Here is a 19355-nt window from a genome sequence, read left to right as displayed (position 1 = left end):
CACAACATAGCGGTTACGTCCCGCTCCGCACGTCCGGGTCGCTCGCGGACAACCTGGACGGCCCGGGACGGGCATGATGAGGGTGTTCCCGACGACGACCGCGAAAGTGAGGCCGGCATGTCGTTGCTGCGACGAGTCATCGGCGGAGTGCTACGCCGCCATCGGCAGCGTCAGGGCCGCACGCTGCGCGAGGTGGCTGCATCGGCCGACGTCTCGGTGCCCTACCTCTCGGAGGTCGAGCGGGGCCGGAAGGAGGCCTCGTCGGAGGTGCTGGCGGCGATCTGCCGAGCGCTCGGCATCAGCCTCGCCGACCTGCTCGGCGAGGCCCGCGACGATATGCGCCGGGTCGAGCCCCGCCTCCCGGCCGCGCCGCGCGCCGCGCTCACCCACCTGGAGCGGGTCGATGCGACCCGGCGCGAGATCGGCAACGCCACCCTGCTGGTGGGTCCACGTATCGGCGGGTTCGTCCTGCACCACGGGCCGGTGGCGACCGAGCCGGCCCTCAGCGTCGCCGGAAAAGCCTCCGCTGGTGGCTCGCGCCCCGGTCCGCGTACCGCCGCCCTGGCTGACAGCGCACAGACCCGGCTGGGCCTGCGGCGGCTGACCGCCGCGTAGGCCGCGTGGGGTTCTGCCGTCGGCGGATCTGCCGGCGGCAGAATCACTGGGCCCGCAACCGCCGCCGCGCGCACGCTCAAGGCGCCGGTCCCCCGGGCGGTCCCATCGCCCGCCGGCACGGTGGAAGGCGGCGGCACATGATCGAGTACGGCGTACGGATGCTGGACGGCCCGCAGGCGTCCTTCGGTGACCAGGTGTTCGAGCGGCTGCTGCGCGAACGCATCGTCTTCCTCGGCACCGAGGTGACGGAGGAGTCGGCCAACCAGATCTGCGCGCAGATCCTGCTGCTCGCCGCCGAGGACGCCAAATCGGACATCTACCTCTACATCAACTCGCCGGGCGGGTCTGTCAGCGCGGGAATGGCGGTCTACGACACGATGCGCTACGTCCGCAACGATGTGGCCACCCTGGCGCTCGGCTTCGCCGGCTCGATGGGGCAGTTCCTGCTGTGCGCGGGGGCGGCCGGCAAGCGGTACGCGCTGCCGCACTCGCGGATCATGATGCACCAGCCCTCCGGTGGAATGGGCGGGACCGCCTCGGACATCACCATCCAGGCGGAGAACATGCTGCACGTGAAGCGGACGATGCAGGAGCTGACCGCCCAGCACAGCGGACGGACGCTGGACGAGATCCAGCGCGACTGGGACCGGGACCGCTGGTTCACCGCCGAGCAGGCCCGGGAGTACGGCCTCATCGACCAGGTGATCACCCGAGCCGAGCAGCTACCGGCGGTCTGAGCCACCCGCTGGCCTGGTCTCGGCGGCGGCACTCGGGCAATATCGGTAGCGCTCGCCCGTTAGGGTCACGTCTATGCGTCGACTGATCCCAGCCCTCTCGATTGCCCTCGCCGTGACCCTCGTCAGCGGCTGCGGCACCAATTCCGGCGACCCGGCGGCGTCATCGTCCTCCGCCGCGCCCGCAGCGTCCAAGGTCGAGCCGACCGCCGCCGTCAAGCAGGGCATGGACCGCAGCCTCGCCGGCCCGCTCACCATGGATGCCTCGGTCAAGGCCGGCAACCAGTCGATCACCATGAGCGGAAAGATGGACCCTGCCGCCCGCACGCTGCACTTGACCGGCAAGGCGCCGGAACCGATCGAGGCGCGGCTGATCGGGGACGCCGCCTACCTCAAGTCGGACTCGCTGGACGGCGAGAAGCCGTGGATGAAGATCGACCTCACCAAGCTCAGGCCGAACAGCTCCTTGCGCCAGTCCTTCGACCTGAAGTCGCAGACCGGCCTCATCGGCGGCGTCGTGTCCGCCCAGGAGGTGGGCGGCGGTCGGTACACCGGCGTCGCCGACCTGGAGAAGGCCGCCGAGGCGGCCAGCGGCGAAGCCGGGATGCGGGAGGGCCTCGAGTCGACCGCCAAGCTGGCGAAGGACCCGAAGGCGGTCCCGTTCGAGGCGACTCTCGACGCCGACGGGCGCCTCACCGCGCTCTCCTACACGATCGCCACCAAGAAGCTGGGTGACCTCGTCACCGAGATGCGCATGAGCGACTTCGGCAAGCCCGTCACGGTGGACGCCCCGCCCGCCAGCGACACCGAGGCGGCGTCCGAGGAGATGTACAAGTTCCTCTGACCGGTCGGCTGGTGGGCTGCGGGATACCCGCAGCCCACCAGCCATTGTCTGTGCCCCAGCTCACAGCGCCACCGGTAACAATCCGTTGGACCAGCCCGTCCTTGAGGCAGCACAAACCACAAGGGAGGGCACATGTACGCCGCTTATGTCACGGTCACCATCCTCGCCTCGGTCTTCACCGGAGTCGCCGCCGTCACCTACCTGATCGGCCACGACTACCCGAAGGCCCAGATGGACATGAAGCGCCTGCCACGGGCCTGGATGCCGAGGTTGGGCACGGCGTTGGCAGCCGGTGCGTTGGGGCTGCTGGCCGGGTTCGCCGTGCCACTACTGGGGACACTCGCCGCCGCCGGCCTGGTGTTGTACTTCGTCGGCGCGCTCATCGCGCACCTGCGGGTAGGTTCCCGCCAGCTCGTGGGATGGGCGGTGTTCTTCTCCACCTCGGTGGCGGCGCTGGTCCTGAACCTGCTTTGTCACTGGTGATCCGCCCCGGCTCGAGTATCGAAACGGTGCGCTAGACAGCGCTGCCATGTTCGGCATATGCGGAAACGCTGCCACTCCGCGCATCAATCGCAGTGCGGATCCTGCGTGCGAGCCGGGGCGGGCAGTGCTGTTCCAAGGACTCCGCCTCCACGTAGCGCCACTCGGTGAGTTCGCCGTCCGCGAAGTGGATGTCGCGTTCCTGCTCGGCACCAAGGGATCCGCCGTCGAAGATGAAGAGGAGCTTGTCGCCCTCGTTGTCGGCGGGTGCCCAGTCAACGACCAGCATTGATCCGAGCGCGGGTGCCAAGCCAAGTTCCTCCCGCACCTCGCGCATACACGCCGCACGCGGCGACTCGTTGGGTTCGACGTAGCCGCCGGGGATTTCCCAGTGGTTCCTGTAGCTGGGGTGCACGAGGAGCACGCGGCCTTCGTCGTCGAAGAAGAGGGCGCCGGCGGCGACGTGTGGGGTTGCCATGGGTGACATCTCGTTGGCCGTCACCAGGTCAGCCTAGATGGGCTGGGTTCGATCGAGCCCCTTGAGCCGCTGGCCAAGCCGACCAGCTCCCGAGAGCTTGGCTCGATGGCGACCTGCAGATCGTCCAGCTCGGCGGCCGTGGCAACGCGGTGGATGGCGACCTTGCTCCGAGGCGAGGAGGCGCCCGAAACGTCGGACGAGGTGCCCCCGGCAGGATTCGAACCTGCGACACACGGTTTAGGAAACCGATGCTCTATCCCCTGAGCTACGGGGGCGCGAGGGCCTAGTCTAGCGACCTGGGGTTCACCTGGGGTGCCAGGGAGTGGCCCACGTTCACCCACGTTCCCCGGACCGCCGTTCTCCCAGCCCAGGGCCACAGCCCGAGCTTTTAGGTCAACGAGGAGTTGAACGGCGCTGTCGTACTCGCGGGGTTTCTTCGTGGCGATGAGTTCGTCGACCCGCTGCCATGCGGCGGGTCGGTCGACCGCGATTCGACAAAGAGGCCAAGCATGCTTGGCCTAGCGTAGGAGCCTACGGGCATGGGCCGGTTCTCCGAGGATGAGTTGCACGGGTTGTCTCCAGGTATGAGGCGACGCGCGCGGCCGCGTTGACCGAGCGGGACGAGCAACTCCGGGCGTTTCACGCGGCCGGTTGGCGGCCGGTGGATCTGCAGCGGGTCACCGGGTACAGCCGGGAGACGATCCGTCAGGCGCACGGCCCGACCGAGGGCACGGTGTCGCTTCCGCGTCACCTCGACTGGTCCGGGCGCGCCGAGTACAACCTGAACCGGACCGCGCGCCTGGCCAGCATGTACAAGGTGGTACTCACCGAAGCCGCCAGGGTCGAGGATCTGAACACCTGGCTCAATGCCGACCTCCTCCGGCGGCTCTGGCCCACCCTCTGGCTGCCACCCCAGCTCCGCCAGCGCTGGGAGGAAGCCTTCCCCGACCTCGCCGCAACCCGCAGCAACGCGACGTAGCCGTGGACCTCCCCCACGAACCGCCTCGCCCGCGTGGCCCGCAGATCGAACATCAGATGACCGCGTACCGAACGCACCCGCTGCCGCAAATCGAAAGCAGCCTTCCTCGCAAATCGAAAACGCGTCCGCTAAATCACCGCCCCGGCCGGTGAGCCGGTGCTCTTCGCCGCACCGACCTGGTGCGGTGATCCCGAGGCTGGGACCCGGGTGCTGCAACAGCTCACCGAACTCGGCGAGCCGCTGTCGGCGCAGGTTGGCCCGACCACGATGACAGACCAGCTCGCACAGATCGACGCGATGTTCCCCGCCGGCCGCCACGTCCAGATCGGGACGCGCACAGTCACCGGGCTCGACCGTACGGTCCAGGAAACCTTGACCGACGCCGCAGGCGCCATGACCTCGCCGCTCTCCGCGATCTCGCTGCACAGCCTTCATGGGGCAGCCGCTCGCGTCCCCGCCGACGCCAGCGCGTTCCGCAACCGGACGCCGCACCTGATGGTCGAGACCATCGCGGTCTGGGAACCGGGAGATCCCGCTGAAGATCAGCACCGGGCCTGGGTGCAGGGAACCGACCGGCTTCCCGGCGGCTATCCCAATCTGCTCGGTCCGGAGGACACCGAGCGCACTGCCGCCGCCTTCGGGCCGAATGCCGAGCGCCTGCTCGCCGCCAAGAAGCGGTACGACCCGGACCTCGTGTTCCACGCCCCGGGCAGGCTCTGACGGCGACATCGGCGGCATGGTCGCGGGCCGACGCCGCACTCCGGAACGGGCGGTGCGGGAACAGGCTGGACCATGCCACCCCGGCGTGGTCTCCACCGGAGCCGGGCGGTGCCAGGGCACCGAGGAACTGTCGTCGAACGGAGGTACGCAATGGGCTGGAGCACTCGGGAGATCGCCCAACTGGCCGGCACCACCCTGCGAGCGGTGCGCCACTACCACGACATCGACCTGCTGGCGGAACCGCACCGGCACGCCAACGGCTACAAGCAGTACGGGGTGGATCACCTCGTCCGGATCCTGCGCATCAGGCGCTTGACGGACCTGGGGTTCTCGCTGTCCCAGATCGCGACGATGGATGACACCGACGGTCATCCGGAGGAGGCGCTGCGCGCCCTCGACGCCGAACTCGCGGCCACCATCGAACGCCTGCAACGCGCCCGCCTCGAACTCGGCGTCATCCTGCGACGGCCCACACCGGCGGAACTACCATCCGGCTTCGCCGCAGCCGACGTCGTGGCGGAAATGCCGCAGGCCGACCGTTCGTTCGTCGTCGTACTGACCCGGGTCCTGGGCGTCGAAACCATGCGGGCCTGGACGGACATGCTGCGCAAGCCGATCACCGACCCGGTCGCCGAGCGGTTCAACACGCTTCCCCCCGACGCCGACGAGCAGACCCGCGCCGCCGTGGCCCGGGACCTGGCCCCCTACGTGCGCGCCCTGGAAGCGGAGCACCCCGGAGCGAAGATCACGAACGCCGGCACCCGGTACAGCGCGCGCTACGTCCAGCAGGCCGTCGGCAAGGCCCTCGCGGAGCTCTACAACCCCGCACAGCTGGACGTCCTCCGGCGCACCAACCGGCTGCTCACCGAACCGCACCACTGATTGTCCGGTCCGCTGGTGGCGGGTGACCTCGGCCGGTGCCGCGAAGTCATCGGTCGCCCGACACCTGGTCGTGCTGCTGACCGCGGTCACGACCCGAACCTGCACCACCTCGACGGCCTCGACCGACTTCGGCGAGCTGCCGCTGCCCGATCAGCTGCACCCGGACACCGCCACCCACCGGCGCATCGCCGAACGCTTCACGAAGCGGGTGTTCAGCGCCGACGGCCCCTTCGCGGGACCTAGCTCCTGACCGACCCGGGGCTACCAGTGGGGGCGGTCAGCACCGGCCGGCCGCCCCCACCTCGATCGCTCCGGAGTTCCGCCGTTGCCGCTGCTCGGGGAACTTGGCCTCGGACGACGTCCCGGATCGCCGGCCTGATCTGGCCCTGCCCTGACCACAGGCGATGCCAGATCAGCATGAATACCGCCAGTTCCGTCTTCGACCGCATCCAGGTTCCCTGTCACTGTCGAGTTCTGCCCGACCGGCGCCGCCCGCGCCGGACCGGACGACACCGACAAGGAGCGACCATGGTGCTTGCAACACGCCGTCTGGTAGCCGCAGTGGCAGTGATGTCACTGGCGGCCTGCGGCCCCGCCGAGGCCGCCGAGCAGCCGAAGCAGGACCGTGCGGCAACGGTGAACCCGTCCACCGCCGCTGACTGGGACCACGAGTTCCGGCGACTGGAGGAGAGGTTCGACGCGCGGCTGGGGGTGTACGCGATCGACACCGGCACTGGCCAGACCGTGCAGTACCGGGCCGACGAGCGGTTCGCGTACGCCTCGACGTTCAAGGCGTTGGCCGCCGCCGAGATCCTCGACGAGACCACGGACGCCGAGCTGGACCGGGTGGTGCGCTACTCGGCCGACGACCTGGTGACCTACTCGCCGATCACGGAGCAGCACGTGGCCGAGGGCATGACAATGCGGGCCATCGCGGACGCGGCCGTGCGGTACAGCGACAACACCGCCGCCAACCTGATGTTGCGCCACCTCGGCGGACCGCAGAAGTTCGAGAAGGAGCTTCGCAAGATCGGCGACAAGGTCACCGATCCGGCGCGTTACGAAACCGAGCTCAACGAGGGCAGGCCGGGTGACCGGCGGGACACCAGCACCCCGCAGGCCATGGCCGGGTCCCTGCGGGCGTACACCGTCGGTGACGCCCTCGAACCCTCGGACCGCGACACCCTCAACGGTTGGCTGCGGGGGAACACCACCGGCGGTGCGCTGATCCGCGCCGGCGTTCCCGACGGTTGGGTCGTCGGGGACAAGACCGGGTCCGGCGGGTACGGCACCCGTAACGACATCGCGGTGATCTGGCCGCCGAACCGTGCGCCGATCGTCCTCGCGGTGCTGTCCAGCCGCGACGAGAAGGACGCCGACTATGACGACGCACTGATCGCCGAGGCGACGAAGGTGGTGATGGCCAGCTGGTGACCGGTTGACCGGCACCCAGTCGTGGCCGAGCGCCCGTATGGACGTGTCGAAACCCGCAGGGCGGCAGCGATGGAGAACCGACCGGGGTTTGAAACGCCGGTTGGTGGGCCGCTGCCGCCCTGCGCCCTATGGATCGAGGAACCCAGATGTGGAAACGCGACCACAATGTCTTCACCAACGCCGCATCGCTGCTGGTCTGTGGCCTTCTGGGCGGAGCGGTGGTCGCCGCGGCGGCCTTCCCCGCGGCTGCGATGTCCGGACTGGCCGCGAAGGCCGGCTCCGAGACGTTCGGCGCTCTCCCCAGCGAGCTGACGGTGGCCCGCGCGCCCCAGATCAGCTACCTGCTCGCCTCGGACGGCAAGACCCCGCTGGCGACGATGTACGACGAGAACCGGCGGGACGTGAAGCTCGCCGACGTCGCCCCGGTCATGCAGCAGGCCATCATCGCCGCAGAGGATCACGACTTCTACCGGCACAGCGGGGTCGATCTCAGCGGCATCGCCCGCGCATTCGTCAACAACCAGTCCGGCGCCAACTCCCCGCAGGGCGCCTCGACGCTGACGATGCAGTACGTCCGGCTGGCCATCGCTTACTCGGCCACCCACCCGGCGGACGTGGTCGCTGCGACCGAGGACACCAGCGGCCGAAAGCTGCGCGAGGTGCGCTACGCGCTGCAGGTCGACAAGGAGTTCTCCAAGGACGAGATCCTGGAGCGCTACCTCAACATCGCGGCCTTCGGCAACGGCGCGTACGGGATCTTCGCCGCCAGCCAGGTCCACTTCGGCAAGCCGCCCAGCAAGCTCAAGCTGGAGGAGGCAGCGCTGCTGGCCGGCATGGTCAAGGCGCCGACCACCAACGACCCGACCACCCGCAGCGGCAAGCCGCTGGCCAAGGACCGTCGCGACTACGTCCTACAGAGCATGGTCACCATCGGGGCGATCAACCAGCAGCAGGCCGACGCGGCCAAGGCCGCCAAGATGGTCGTGAAGGACAGGCGCCCTGCGAACGGTTGCGTCTCCGCCGGCGAGAAGGGCTGGGGCTTCTTCTGCGACTACTTCTACCGCTGGTGGATGTCGCAGGAGGAGTTCGGCGCCACCGCCTACGACCGGGAGCGGCGGCTCAAGGGCGGTGGCTACCGGGTGGTCACCACCCTGGACGTTCAGGCCCAGCGCGGTGCAGACCAGGCGGTCCGCAGGGCCAAGGGCGAGACCGCGGAGGAGGCCGTCATGGTCGCCGCGGTGGAGCCGGGCACGGGCCGCGTCCGTGCACTGGCCGTGAACCGCACCTTCGCGCTCGATGACCCTAGGGACCCGGTCAACGGGCCCCACAGCGACCCGGAGCAGCGATCACAGGGAAGGCCGGGCAGCTATCCCCGCACCGTCAACCCGTTGCTCACCGGCGGGGACGGCATCACCGGTTACCAGGCCGGCTCGACCTTCAAGATATTCACCGTGGTCGCCGCCCTGGAGAAGGGCATCCCGCTCAGCCACACCATCGACGCGCCACAACGGTTCCGGTCGGAGTACGTCATCGACCGCGCCAGCCCCACCGCGTGCCCGGGAACCAATCTCTACTGCCCCACGAACTCCGACAAGTTGGCCGGTGGCGTGTTGAACATGTGGAGCGCGTTCGCCCGGTCGACCAACACCTACTTCGTGCCGCTGCAACAGCAGATCGGCGCGGAGAACGTGGTCGACGTGGCCAAGCGGCTCGGCATCCGGTTCCGGGTCGACCGGGAGGACCGGTGGGCCGACCACCGGGAGGCCGCCCACGACTGGGGCGCGTTCACCCTGGGCGTCTCCGCCACGACCCCGCTGGAGCTGGCCAACGCGTACGCGACCCTGGCAGCGGACGGCACGTACTGTGTGCCGACTCCCGTGCAGGAGATCCGCGGCCCGGACGGCGGGACCTTGGACATCGCGCAGCCCCACTGCGAGAAGCGGGTGAGCACCGGCGTGGCCCGCGCCGCCGTCGACGTCGCCCGCTGCCCCGTCGGCGACGACTCCGCCACCAGCCGGTGCGGCGGCAGCCGCACGGCCACGCAGGTGAAGGCCGCCGTAGACGCTCCGGTCGCCGGCAAGACCGGCACCACCGACGCGGAGAACTACGCCTCAATGGTCGCGATGACCAGGCAGTACGCCGTGGCCGGCATCCTGACCGACCCGGATTGGCCGCAGACCACCGTGAAGATGCGGCACCAGCAGCGCGACGGCATCAACCCGCCGGTCTACGAGAGCCTGGCGGCGGCGATGCGGGGCAAGCCACGCATTGATTTTGCACCGGCACCGACGGAACTGGCCCGTTGAGCCACGCCGGCTAACCCCACCAGGGCAGGGCGCCCGTCCGCAGGTAGTCATGCAGGCTCCGGGCGACCTGGGCCATCGTCGCCTCGCTGCCGGGTTGGGCGGCGGCGGGCACCCGGGAGGCGGTGAGCGCGGCGACGGCGTACGACTGCCCGTCGGCGTGGTCCACCACGCCCACCTCGTGGCGCAGGTGCAGGAGGGTGCCGGTCTTGGACGACCAGCGGGAGGCGTCGGAGGTGAAGTCGGGGGCGAGCCGCTGCCGGTGCAGGTTGTCACCCATGAGGGCGCGTACCCGATCGGCGGTGGTCGGCAGGATCGTCGAGGGTCGCCAGAGAGCGTGCAGCAGATCGACGAAGGCCCGGGCCGATCCGGCGTTGGCGCGGGTGACGTCGAGCTGGGCGACGGGGTGGCCCTGCCCGGGGGTCACCGCGCCGATGGCGAGGGAGTGGGCCAGGTGCACGTCGTCGGAGCCGAGACGTTCCGCCGGCGTGTCGGCAAGCTCGCCGACCCGGTGCCGCACGGCGATGCCGTCGACGCGCAGTCGCTGCAGCTCGGCGGCGACCGCGGCCGGCGGGGTGAGGTCGAACAGGGCGTCGGAGGCTACCCCGTCGCTGGCGGCGATGCTCAGGTAGAGCAGATCGTCCACGGCGATCCGCGCCGGATGGCGGAAGCGGCTCAGCCCGGTCGGGCCCGGTGTGGTGATCCGACCGGGCAGGACGTCTACCGGCGCCGCCGGGTCGAGTTCCCCGCGCGCGACCCGTTCCAGCACGGCGACTGCCAGCGGCACCTTCACCAGCGACGCCGCCGGGTACGGGGTCTCCGTTTCGAAGCCGATCTCCGCGCCGGTGTCGAGGTTGCGGACGAGGAAGGCGCCGTGCAGCCCCGCGTCGTCGAGCAGGTCCTGGGCATTGCGTACGACCGCGGTGGCGCTCACGTCGGATCTCCGGTCGAAGAATTGCCGGGTGGGGAACCCTCAGTCGGCCTCGAGTGGCCGTCGGAGGTGCCCAGGCATCGTGCGATGTCCGCGTACAGGACGGTGCTGAGCTGATCGAGATCCTCGCGTACGCCGGCGACCATGTCGTAACCTCGCAGGAGCCGTGGACCGCTGACGGGTCGCCAGTGCAGGTCGAATTCCTCGGCCTGTTGACGGGAGCAGAGCAGCAGGTCGGGGGAGCCGAGGGCCGCTGCGGCGGCGTCGACCAGGGACGGCGCGACAGTCACCTGGGCCGGTGCCAGGCCGGCCGACTGGCCGGCACGGGTCAGTGGGTCCCGCAGGTGCGCGACGTCGTCCTCGGGTTGGATCAGGATCCGCCGGCGCGCCTGCGTGCGGGCCCGGCCACTGCGCAGCGTCTCCAGGAACACCGTCGGCGCCGGGAACGGGGTCCGGGCGGCCAGACCGAGCGGCACCCGCCAGGACGCCGCCGCATCCGGAACCGCCACGATCCCGGCACCGACCTCCAGGGTCTGACAGAGCCGGGCACGCTCCCCGGGGCCGGCCGGCCGTACCTCCAGGTGGATCCGCTGCCGACGCGCCGCGACCACCAGATCAGCGAGGCGGCGCGGCGGGCAGATCTCAGGTACGGCGACTCGCAGCGGACGTAACCGGGCCCGCGCGGCGTCGTCGACCATGGCGTCGGTGAGGTCGACCAGGCGCCGAGCCGCCGGCAGCATGTCCTGCCCAAACGACGTCAACCGGACCGCCCGGGACGACCGGTCGAACAGCCGGGCTCCGAAGTGTTCCTCCAGGGCGGCGATGCGGCGACTGGCGACGGACTGGGGGATGCCCGCGGCGGCGGCGCCGGAGGTGAAACTGCCGTGGCCGCTGACCGCGACGAAGGCACGGCAGGCGGCGACCACATCCACCCACCGAACCTATACCGGGGCGCATGGACGAACCGGCGCGGCATCTGTCCAGCATCAGTCCGGGCGGCCTGAGACGAGCGCAATGCCCACGCGACGCGGGGCGGTGACGTGGCGAAATCGAGGCGTGGCCGCCCGGACCGAACACCGGGCCGCCGGCCTCCGAGACGGGGATCACGTGGGCGCGGGCTTGAGTATGCCGCTACGGCCGGGTGTCTCATCCAAGGCGCAACTTGTAGGACGAATCGATTCCGGAGAGCTCCCGTGGCTTTGTCGGACGCCGTCACGGGCGACCGTACCGGGGCACGAGCACTCTGAGCACTGAAGCGGCCAACCGATCGACATGTCGTCTCGGCGCAGCAGCTGGAACGCGCGCTCGCGCACCTGCAGCAGACGCACCCGCTGCTCGCCGTCGCCATCAACCGCAACGGCGATCGGCCGGCCTTCCACGAGTCGACCGAACTCATCCCGGTCCGACAGGTCCACGGGGACGACTGGCGCGAAGCGGCGGCGCAGGAGCAGACGCGTCCCGTCGATGCCGACGGGAGTCCGCTGGCGCGCGCGACGCTCGTGAGCGACGAATCCGGTGATCGGGGAAGGGTCGTCCTCCTGACGTTCTCCCACCAGATCACCGACGGACGCGGCGCGCTCCGCGCGGCACACGACCTCGTCGCGATCCTCGACGGGCTGACGCTCTCGGCCCGACCGGCGCCCATCGACCAGGAGAGCCTGCTCGCGGGCCTACCCCAGGCGGAACGGCCGGCCGATCAAACCCCGGTTCCTTCGCCGGAGCCGGCCGTCGCCACAATACGTCCGTTCGACGCCACCGCACCCAATATCGAGATCGCCGAACTCGACCGGGCGGCGACCGAACACCTTCGCTCCACCGCCCGCGCCCACGGGTCGACCGTCCAGGGTGCGCTCTGCGCCGCCGCCGCCCAGGCACTCTCCGCGCTCACCGGGGGCGAGAGCATCCGCATCAACGTTCCCATCGACCTCCGCTCTGCGCTGGGTCTCGAGGACGACGTCGTGAACCGCTTCACGGCGACGACCGTGGTGCTGCATACACCTGCACAGAGCACGCTCTGGTCGCTTGCGCAGGACGCGACGGCGCAACTGCGAGCAGCACGGGACGGCGCCCGTGACGCGGCGCTGATGCTGGCTTCGCTCAAACCCACCGACGCCGCAGAGGCAGAGGCGGCGATGCTCGCGGCCACCGCCGCCGACCTGGAGATCACCAACCTGGGGACGTCCGAGCCCGGCACGTCGTCCGCGGTCGCGATCTGGGGACCGACGATGACGACGCAGGTCCGCGACGAACGGATTCTCGGCGTCGTCACGCACGCCGGGTCACTCCGAATGGTATTGACGACGCACAGCGATACGAGGGGCCTTCCCGCTGACATTGCCAGCCGCCTCACGCGATTGCGAGGTTGAGCATCCGATGAGCAGGTCCCTGCCGCAGACGTAACGGGCGCGCGCCGACTGGGCCGATGCGTGCGGCCGAGTGCGGAGCCCTGGCGTACGGCGTGGGATACCAGTCCAGGCAGCAACCGACGGTGGCGCGTCGTCCTGGGCCCCAGGACCACAGCCGAAGTCTCCGGTGGTAGCGGCGGGCTGGCGATGTTGCCCGGAGCGATTTCCTGGTCGCGGGTCACCGGCACCGAGGATGACTCGGGTCGCGGTGTCCATCGCGTCAGCAGCATCCCCAGTCAGGACCCCTGGCCGGGGTGCAGCAGGACCTTGGTCCAGCCGGGGTCGCGCCGGTCGAAGTGCTCGTACGCCTCGGGTGCCTGGGTCAACGGCAGTTCGTGGGAGACGAGGAACGACGGTCGCGCCCTGCCGGCGATGATGAGGTCGCGCAACTGGCGGTTGTAACGCATGACCGGGCACTGGCCGGTACCCATCTGCTGGCCCTTGCTGAAGAACGTGCCGTACTGCCAGCCGATCCGGCCCTGCTGTGCCTGCTGGTCGGGGGCGTTGGGGTCCTGCGGCACGTATACCCCGACCACGCCGATCCCGCCGGTCGAGCGAACAACGCTGACGAGGTTGTCCAGCACCAGCTCGGGATGCTCGTTGCCGGACGGGTCGTGGGCCTGGAACCCGACGGCCTCCACGCCGCAGTCGGCGCCGACGCCATGGGTGGCGTCCATGATCTGCTGCACCGGGTCGCCGTCGGCGAAGTTCACCGGGATCCCGCCGATCTGCTCGGCCATGGCGAGGCGGTCGGGTTCCTTGTCGACCACAAAGACGCGGTCCGCGCCCTTGATCAACGCGCTGTAGGCAGCCATCAGCCCGACCGGCCCTGCGCCGAAGACGGCGACGGTGTCACCGGGGCGCTGCCCGGCGAGTTCCGTGCCGTGCCAGCCTGTGGGGAAGATGTCCGACAACATCGTGAAGTCGTTCTCGTGCTCGGTGCCCGGCGGCAGGTGCAACAGATTGAAGTCGGCGTACGGCACCCGCAGGTACTCGGCCTGCCCGCCGTCGTACGGGCCCATGTTGGCGTAGCCGTAGGCGGCGCCGTCCATGCCCTCCGTGGGGTTGGTCCGCAGGCAGAAGCTGGTCCAGCCGTGCAGGCAGTTGCGGCAGGTCCCGCAGGCGATGTTGAACGGCACCGACACCCGGTCACCGACCTGGATACGCGTCACCGCCTCCCCGACGGCCTCCACGATGCCCATGTTCTCGTGCCCGAGGATCTTGCCTTCCTCGACGGAGGTGCGCCCCTCGTACATGTGCAGGTCGGAGCCACAGATGTTGGTGGTGGTGATCCGCACGACCGCGTCGGTCGGGGTCTGGACGGTGGGATCGGGTCGATCCTCGACGGTGACCTGATGGGGGCCCCGGTACACGACAGCCTTCATGGCGTACTCCTGATCAGTCGGGAAGCAGGCGGCCGAGCAGCCCCTTGACGGTCGTGCCGGGCCGGTAGGCCTGGACGAGGTAGGAGCCGAGCACGATGTTCGCGCCGGCGAGGGCGGGCACGGCGTACTGGGCAAGGCGCTGGCGGCGCTGCCAGGTGGCGATCTCCGGCGGTGTGAGTGGGGTGGGCACTGTGGCGTCCCTGACCTCCACCTGTTCACCGCGCTGCCGGGCCTCTTCGGCCAGCTGACCAATGCGGGTGCCGCAGTAGGCGGCGTACGCGGTGGCGGCGGCGCCGAGCACCGCCGTGGCCGCCTTGGCGGAACCGGCGGAGCCGTAGCCCTTCTGCATCGCCAGCCGGCCCCGACTGCTGCGGGTGAGCTGCGCGCCGGCGAGCAGCGTCGCACCGATTCCGAGCCACTGGGCGGGGCTGAAGCGGGTCCAGGCCGACTTGGCCACGCGGATCCGATCGATGCCCTGGCTGAGGTCGTTGCCGGACTTGTTCACCCCGGCCACCCCCATGACGCTGCCACCGAACCACAACGCGGACCCGACGTCGTGGACCGCCTGTGCCACGGCGTGGTTGTCGGTCGCGGTCATCTGCACGGGATTCTCCTGCCGTCGGGGTCGAATGTTCAGTCGAGCGCGCGGAGACGCTCGGCGACCGCGTCTCTCACCTTTCCAGCCCATTGGCATGGAGACCGCCGGACCGGGAATTCTTCCGACATATCGGTTACCAGGAGGCGGTCCCGACAGTGCTCCCCCAGGTCGGGACTTTGTCGCTTTGCTGCCTGTCCGCGCCCGTCGGACTGAACACTGGATCAATGACGGAGGGCGGAGACGGTCGGCGGAACGGACGCGCCGCCCGGGACGAGGATCGACCCGGAGATGCACCGGCCACGATCGAGAGCCCGGAGCGGGACGGCCGGCGAGCCAACTTCCTGGAGTTGTTCTTCGATCTCGCCGTGCCGTACGTGGTGCTTCAGGTCGGACGTCAGTTGGTCCTCATCACGCTCACCCCGCCACATCCCGCGACGAATACCACCGAGTCCGGGCCATCCTGCACAACGCCGCCCGCACCGGCAGCAACCCTCGTTCACCGCCCGCGCGGCGTTGCGCGAGTCGTCGGGTGGCGTCATCCGCGCACCACGGGGCCCTCGTCCGCGTAACCCGGGTCGCCACCTATTTCGCCCTCCGTCGCGCGTTCCCCGATCAGCGGGTGGCGGTGCAGGATCATCCCTTCCAGCACGCTCACTCCGGCAACCACCGCAAACAGGGTCGCCAGGGCGGCCAGGGCTGGCACCAGGGGTGCTAGTGGCAGCAGGACCAGGCAGAGCACGCTTGCGCCGACCCGTCGTCGCGCGATTTGTCGATGAATCCGCCAGTGGGTGTAGGCGAACGTGCCGAGGAAGAGCGCGGCGCCGCCGAAGAGCACGGTTTCCTCGCCGGCCCGAAGCGGCTTGAGGGGCTCCGTCACCACCTCGGACAGGCCGACAGCGATCGTGATGATCGCGAAACTGAACAGCAGGTGCCCGTAGACCATGACGGAGCGGCGGATGTCTGCCTGCTGCGCGCTCCGGTCCACCGCTTGCCGAAAGGCCCGGACACCGTAGATGAAGTACGCCCACCAGAGGGCGCAGACCAGGGAGTAGGAGAGGCAGATGGCGGCCAACCGGGCGGGGGTCAGCGTCTCGTCCACGGCTACCATTCCGACCTGAATTATCGACTCGCCGAGCACGAGGATGATCAGCAGTCCGTAGCGGTGTGTGTAGTGCAGCGGCCGAACTCGGACCTTGTCGAGTGTCCGTCGGGTGAGCGAAGTGCCGATCAGATCGGCGAGGACCGCGATCGACCAGAGCACCATTCGCGTCGTACCGTGCAGCAGGCCACCGGCCAGTTGCAGCGGACCAGCCACCAAGCCCGACCCGTAGGGGAGAAAGACCGGGGACCGCCAGCCGCCTGGGGTGCGCAAGGCCAGTGCCGCCAGCAGTACCCGCATCGTCAGGTAAACACCGACGAACAGCAGGCCCCGACCATCAAAGGCGCCGGGGACCGTCAGGGCCAGTAGGAGACTGCCGAGCCCGAGGGCAAAGACCCCAGCCCGATCCAGCGCGTTGCCGACATCGCGTTGGTCGGTATAGATCGTGGTGCCAGCCCAGGCCCAAAAGATGGTTACGAACAGGAGGAGTACCCGGCCGATTCCTGCCCAACTGTGGTCGTCGTGCAGCATGTGGGAGAACTGAGTGAGCGCGAACACGAAGGCCAGGTCGAAGAAGAGTTCTTCCCAGATAACCCCCTTCTCGGGAGGCGAGGTCGGCACTCCGACAGCATATCGACGATTAAGCCGGCAAGATCCTGGTTCACCACAAGCGTCAGGCATCAATCCCGCGACTGATCCAGTTAACTCACCTCGGATTGGCGACGCTAACCGCGCTCGCCAACCGCCCAATTGGCTGCGGCCGCAGAGAATTGCCTGTCTGGTCACAACTTCCGCACGGCACCCGCCCGACGGTCCCACCGCAACAGAGGTTTGTAAGAAGCTAGGCGAGCGGGCCGGGTATCGCGCGTACCGGATCGATGGGTCTTTGGCGTGTACCGGAACGGAACATCACGAGCCGGCCACAGATCGCGGATCGGCTCTTCGGGGGCGGCGTCGGCAGACGGCCGACCGGGCGGACATCGGGACGAGGAGTCGGACAGTGGCGAGCTGGATGCAGGTGGAGACGGCGGATCGGTCTCTCGCGGACCGGGTGAAACGACGTTTCGCGATGGGGACGAACAAGACGATCGCCACGCTGCGCAAGGATGGCGGGCCCCGCATCAGCGCATGTGAGGTCGAGTTCCGCGACAGCGAGGTGAAGCTGGGCATGATGCCCGGGTCGATGAAGCTGCTCGACCTGCTGCGTGATGCCCGGATCGCCATCCACTGCCCCACCATCGAGCCGACCGAGGAGCAGTCGGACGGCTGGCCCGGGGACGCCAAGCTGGCCGGTGTAGCTGTCGAGGTACCGGAGCCGGCCGACAACACCGTGGAGGGTGCCCGGTTCTTCCGCGTCGACGTGCGTGAGGTGGTGCTGACCTACGTCGCCGAGACCCGTGACCACCTCATTGTCGAGTCCTGGCAGGAGGGCCGTGGGGTCCAACGTCGGCCGCGTTACTGAGGCTCCGCCTGACCGATTCTCAGGCCGGGCCGACTCAGCCTCGGCGGTCGGCCGCGAGCTCGGGATGCCGCTCCGGCTTCGAACGAGACTGCCGGTACGCGAGCAACCACGGGATCGGCACGAGCGCCATGAGACCGCCGGCCACCGCCACCCCGGCGAACCCGCCCCCGGCGAAGAGTGCTCCGGCGGCCAGGCTGGCGACGATCGACGCGGTGAAGACGATTGCGTCCACGCCACCCTGCACCTCGCTGCGCTCCACCGGGTCCAACTGCCCGCTGAGCATGCTGCTGCCGACGAAGACGAGGTTCCAGCCGTATCCGAGGAGGAACAGGCCCGCCGGGAGTGTCGTCGTGTGCCCGGTTGGGGCGATCCCCACGATCAGGGCGGCCGCGACGAGGAGGACGACCCCGGCGCTCACCGTCCAGCGCCCACCCCAGAGGTCGGACAGACGACCGGACAAGGGGGCCAGGGCGAACATGCCGATCATGTGGGCGCTGAGCACCATGCCGACCACGTTCAGGCCGTGGTGCTGATCGTGCAGTTGTAACGGGGTCATCGTCATCACGGTGACCATTGAGAGGTGGGCACCGAGCATCGCGCACAGGGCGGTGGCCACGGCGGGGAGCCGCACCAACGCGCGAACGCGGGACAGGGAGAGCGCGGACGGTCGATTCACACGCGGTGGCTCGCCGGACGGTGGCAGCACCCGGGTGATGGTCAGCGCCACGATGACGAGCACGACCGCGGCGAACACCGTGCCGGACAGTGCCGGCAGGCGCATGGCTTCGGCGAGTCGGCCGGCGGGCGCGACCAGGTTGGGGCCGGTCAGCGCGCCGACGGTGCCAGCCCAGACGATGATGGACAGCGCGGACGCCTTGCGATCCTCGGGGTACATGTCCGCCGCCAGATAGCGCGACACCTGGGCGCCACCGTTACCGACGCCGATCAGGACCAGCCCGACGAGCAGGGCTACCAGGCCGGCGCCGGCCGCGCCGGCGAAGGCGGCGACGGCCCCCGCGACCGCCGACGAATACACCACGGTCAGCGCGAACGACCCGCCCCGACGTGCCGTCACCGCGCCCAGACCCAGCGCACCGATCGCGGACCCGAGCACTCCCGCCGCGTTGGCGAAGCCGCTCAGGCGGGCCCCCGCGCTGTCGGCGACGATCAGGGTGCTCACGGTGGTGACCGCCACGGTCGCCGTATTCATCATGGCCACCCCGACGAACAGCGAGGTCATCGCTCGCGCGCGGGAGGGTGGAGCAATTCCATGTCGTAGAAACCCCATCCTTGCAGCCTAGAAATTCAGTAGTCGATATAGAATTTCATGCGTTTCACAGATGCGCGATCAGAGATCCGTTTGTCAGGTGAGGACAGGCGATGGCTTTTCAACTGGAAAAGGCGCTCGACGACGTCGACTGGCAGATCATCCGGGAGCTTCAGCAGGACGGTCGGCTGTCCATCCGCGCCCTCGGTCGGCGGGTCAACCTGTCGGCCCCGGCGGTCGGCGAGCGGGTCCGGCGGCTGGAGGACTTCGGTGTCATCACCGGATACCAGGCGCGAATCAACCCGCGACTTGCCGGATACCCGCTACTGGCGTTCGTGGAACTTCGGTGTGCGCGCGGACAATGCCTGCTGAACACGAGTTCGGCTGCCGAGCATCCGGAAATTGTCGAGGGCCACAAGCTGAGCGGTGGGTACTGCTCGATGTTGAAGGTACGCACCACCTCTCTTGAGCACCTGGAAGGGCTGCTCGAACGCCTGGGGCGACACGGCGACGTCCGATCCAGCGTGGTGCTCTCCAGTCAGCACGAGGACGACCGGGTCACCCCGCCGCACGAGGCGTATCGCGGTGCCACCCGGCACGCAGGCTGGCAGCCCCGGTGATGAGCCGGGGAGCGGCGGGGCCGGTCAGGCAACTCCGGCTCCTCGGTCCTCGTGCGCTTGAGCTGGGCGCAGCGGTGCCGCCGACCTTTGGCAGCCAATGCACCCAATGCAGGTTCTTT

General features: G+C 69.3%; 18 protein-coding genes, 1 tRNA gene and 2 pseudogenes. 13 read left to right on the top strand and 8 right to left on the bottom strand.

The features are described 5' to 3' along the window. Nucleotides 1-117: 117 nt before the first annotated feature. The 4 genes from FBZ33_RS33680 (at nt 118) to FBZ33_RS01810 (ending at nt 2676) form a co-directional block, all read left to right on the top strand. Complete coding sequence (locus FBZ33_RS33680; RefSeq protein ID WP_141907790.1) at nt 118-615, top strand: helix-turn-helix domain-containing protein; 498 nt, start codon at nt 118-120, stop codon at nt 613-615. A 137-nt stretch (nt 616-752) separates the two neighbouring features. Continuing rightward, nucleotides 753-1352, top strand: a complete 600-nt coding sequence (locus tag FBZ33_RS01820) for a ClpP family protease (protein WP_088951348.1) — start codon at nt 753-755, stop codon at nt 1350-1352. A gap of 73 nt (nt 1353-1425) precedes the next feature. Continuing rightward, the gene (locus FBZ33_RS01815) at nt 1426-2193 is read left to right on the top strand and encodes a hypothetical protein (protein ID WP_141907789.1); all 768 of its coding nucleotides are present in this window, start codon (nt 1426-1428) and stop codon (nt 2191-2193) included. A gap of 132 nt (nt 2194-2325) precedes the next feature. Beyond that, nucleotides 2326-2676, top strand: a complete 351-nt coding sequence (locus FBZ33_RS01810) for a DoxX family protein (RefSeq protein ID WP_141907788.1) — start codon at nt 2326-2328, stop codon at nt 2674-2676. A gap of 31 nt (nt 2677-2707) precedes the next feature. On the opposite strand, the gene FBZ33_RS01805 is transcribed toward FBZ33_RS01810, so the two are convergent. After that, nucleotides 2708-3175 carry an NUDIX hydrolase gene (locus FBZ33_RS01805; protein WP_255508691.1) on the bottom strand — a complete coding sequence of 156 codons (468 nt, stop codon included), beginning with the start codon at nt 3173-3175 and terminating at the stop codon, nt 2708-2710. Between the two features lie 178 nt (nt 3176-3353). Beyond that, nucleotides 3354-3426: transfer RNA gene (locus FBZ33_RS01800), tRNA-Arg, on the bottom strand. A 264-nt stretch (nt 3427-3690) separates the two neighbouring features. Here FBZ33_RS01800 and FBZ33_RS01795 point away from each other — a divergent pair. The 6 genes and pseudogenes from FBZ33_RS01795 to FBZ33_RS01770 form a co-directional block, all read left to right on the top strand. After that, nucleotides 3691-4130: pseudogene (locus tag FBZ33_RS01795) on the top strand (hypothetical protein). A gap of 207 nt (nt 4131-4337) precedes the next feature. Continuing rightward, complete coding sequence (locus FBZ33_RS01790; RefSeq protein ID WP_221629425.1) at nt 4338-4850, top strand: BBE domain-containing protein; 513 nt, start codon at nt 4338-4340, stop codon at nt 4848-4850. A gap of 150 nt (nt 4851-5000) precedes the next feature. Beyond that, the gene (locus FBZ33_RS01785; RefSeq protein ID WP_141907787.1) at nt 5001-5732 is read left to right on the top strand and encodes a MerR family transcriptional regulator; all 732 of its coding nucleotides are present in this window, start codon (nt 5001-5003) and stop codon (nt 5730-5732) included. Between the two features lie 22 nt (nt 5733-5754). After that, nucleotides 5755-5982 (top strand): hypothetical protein, encoded by a 228-nt coding sequence (locus FBZ33_RS01780; protein WP_255508689.1) that lies wholly within the window; start codon nt 5755-5757, stop codon nt 5980-5982. A 278-nt stretch (nt 5983-6260) separates the two neighbouring features. Next, nucleotides 6261-7166 (top strand): class A beta-lactamase, encoded by a 906-nt coding sequence (gene bla / locus FBZ33_RS01775; RefSeq protein WP_099850241.1) that lies wholly within the window; start codon nt 6261-6263, stop codon nt 7164-7166. Nucleotides 7167-7312: 146 nt separating this feature from the next. After that, a pseudogene (locus FBZ33_RS01770) lies at nt 7313-9463 on the top strand (transglycosylase domain-containing protein); the annotation flags it as partial. A gap of 19 nt (nt 9464-9482) precedes the next feature. Here FBZ33_RS01770 and FBZ33_RS01765 read toward each other — a convergent pair. Continuing rightward, nucleotides 9483-10403 carry a serine hydrolase gene (locus FBZ33_RS01765; RefSeq protein ID WP_141907785.1) on the bottom strand — a complete coding sequence of 307 codons (921 nt, stop codon included), beginning with the start codon at nt 10401-10403 and terminating at the stop codon, nt 9483-9485. Next, nucleotides 10400-11332 (bottom strand): LysR family transcriptional regulator, encoded by a 933-nt coding sequence (locus FBZ33_RS01760; protein WP_255508688.1) that lies wholly within the window; start codon nt 11330-11332, stop codon nt 10400-10402. Before FBZ33_RS01760 ends, FBZ33_RS01765 begins: the two co-directional genes overlap by 4 nt. Nucleotides 11333-11899: 567 nt before the next feature. On the opposite strand from FBZ33_RS01760, the gene FBZ33_RS01755 reads away from it, so the two are divergent. Beyond that, a complete protein-coding gene (locus FBZ33_RS01755) occupies nt 11900-12766 on the top strand; it encodes a hypothetical protein (RefSeq protein ID WP_185755181.1) in 867 nt (288 codons plus the stop codon). Nucleotides 12767-13041: 275 nt separating this feature from the next. Here the strand turns inward: FBZ33_RS01755 and FBZ33_RS01750 are convergent, their stop codons facing one another. The 3 genes from FBZ33_RS01750 to FBZ33_RS01740 all read right to left on the bottom strand — a co-directional run bounded on the left by FBZ33_RS01750 (nt 13042) and on the right by FBZ33_RS01740 (nt 16508). Continuing rightward, a complete protein-coding gene (locus FBZ33_RS01750) occupies nt 13042-14190 on the bottom strand; it encodes a glutathione-independent formaldehyde dehydrogenase (RefSeq protein ID WP_141907783.1) in 1149 nt (382 codons plus the stop codon). A gap of 13 nt (nt 14191-14203) precedes the next feature. Beyond that, complete coding sequence (locus FBZ33_RS01745; protein WP_221629424.1) at nt 14204-14794, bottom strand: hypothetical protein; 591 nt, start codon at nt 14792-14794, stop codon at nt 14204-14206. 529 nt (nt 14795-15323) lie between these two features. Continuing rightward, the gene (locus tag FBZ33_RS01740) at nt 15324-16508 is read right to left on the bottom strand and encodes a low temperature requirement protein A (RefSeq protein ID WP_185755180.1); all 1185 of its coding nucleotides are present in this window, start codon (nt 16506-16508) and stop codon (nt 15324-15326) included. A gap of 379 nt (nt 16509-16887) precedes the next feature. Between FBZ33_RS01740 and FBZ33_RS01735 the strand changes: the two genes are divergently transcribed. After that, nucleotides 16888-17349 (top strand): pyridoxamine 5-phosphate oxidase, encoded by a 462-nt coding sequence (locus FBZ33_RS01735; protein WP_255508687.1) that lies wholly within the window; start codon nt 16888-16890, stop codon nt 17347-17349. A 34-nt stretch (nt 17350-17383) separates the two neighbouring features. On the opposite strand, the gene FBZ33_RS01730 is transcribed toward FBZ33_RS01735, so the two are convergent. Continuing rightward, nucleotides 17384-18589 (bottom strand): MFS transporter, encoded by a 1206-nt coding sequence (locus tag FBZ33_RS01730; protein WP_255508686.1) that lies wholly within the window; start codon nt 18587-18589, stop codon nt 17384-17386. Nucleotides 18590-18729: 140 nt separating this feature from the next. Here FBZ33_RS01730 and FBZ33_RS01725 point away from each other — a divergent pair, with 140 nt between their 5' ends. Further along, nucleotides 18730-19236: an Lrp/AsnC family transcriptional regulator gene (locus FBZ33_RS01725; RefSeq protein ID WP_141907780.1), complete on the top strand. Its 507-nt coding sequence runs from the start codon at nt 18730-18732 to the stop codon at nt 19234-19236. Nucleotides 19237-19355 lie beyond the last annotated feature (119 nt).

Source organism: Micromonospora sp. A202 (assembly GCF_006715105.1).
GTDB lineage: Bacteria > Actinomycetota > Actinomycetes > Mycobacteriales > Micromonosporaceae > Micromonospora > Micromonospora zamorensis.
The sequence above is the reverse complement of the archived record's forward strand: the minus strand, read 5'-3'. Positions and strand labels throughout refer to the sequence as shown.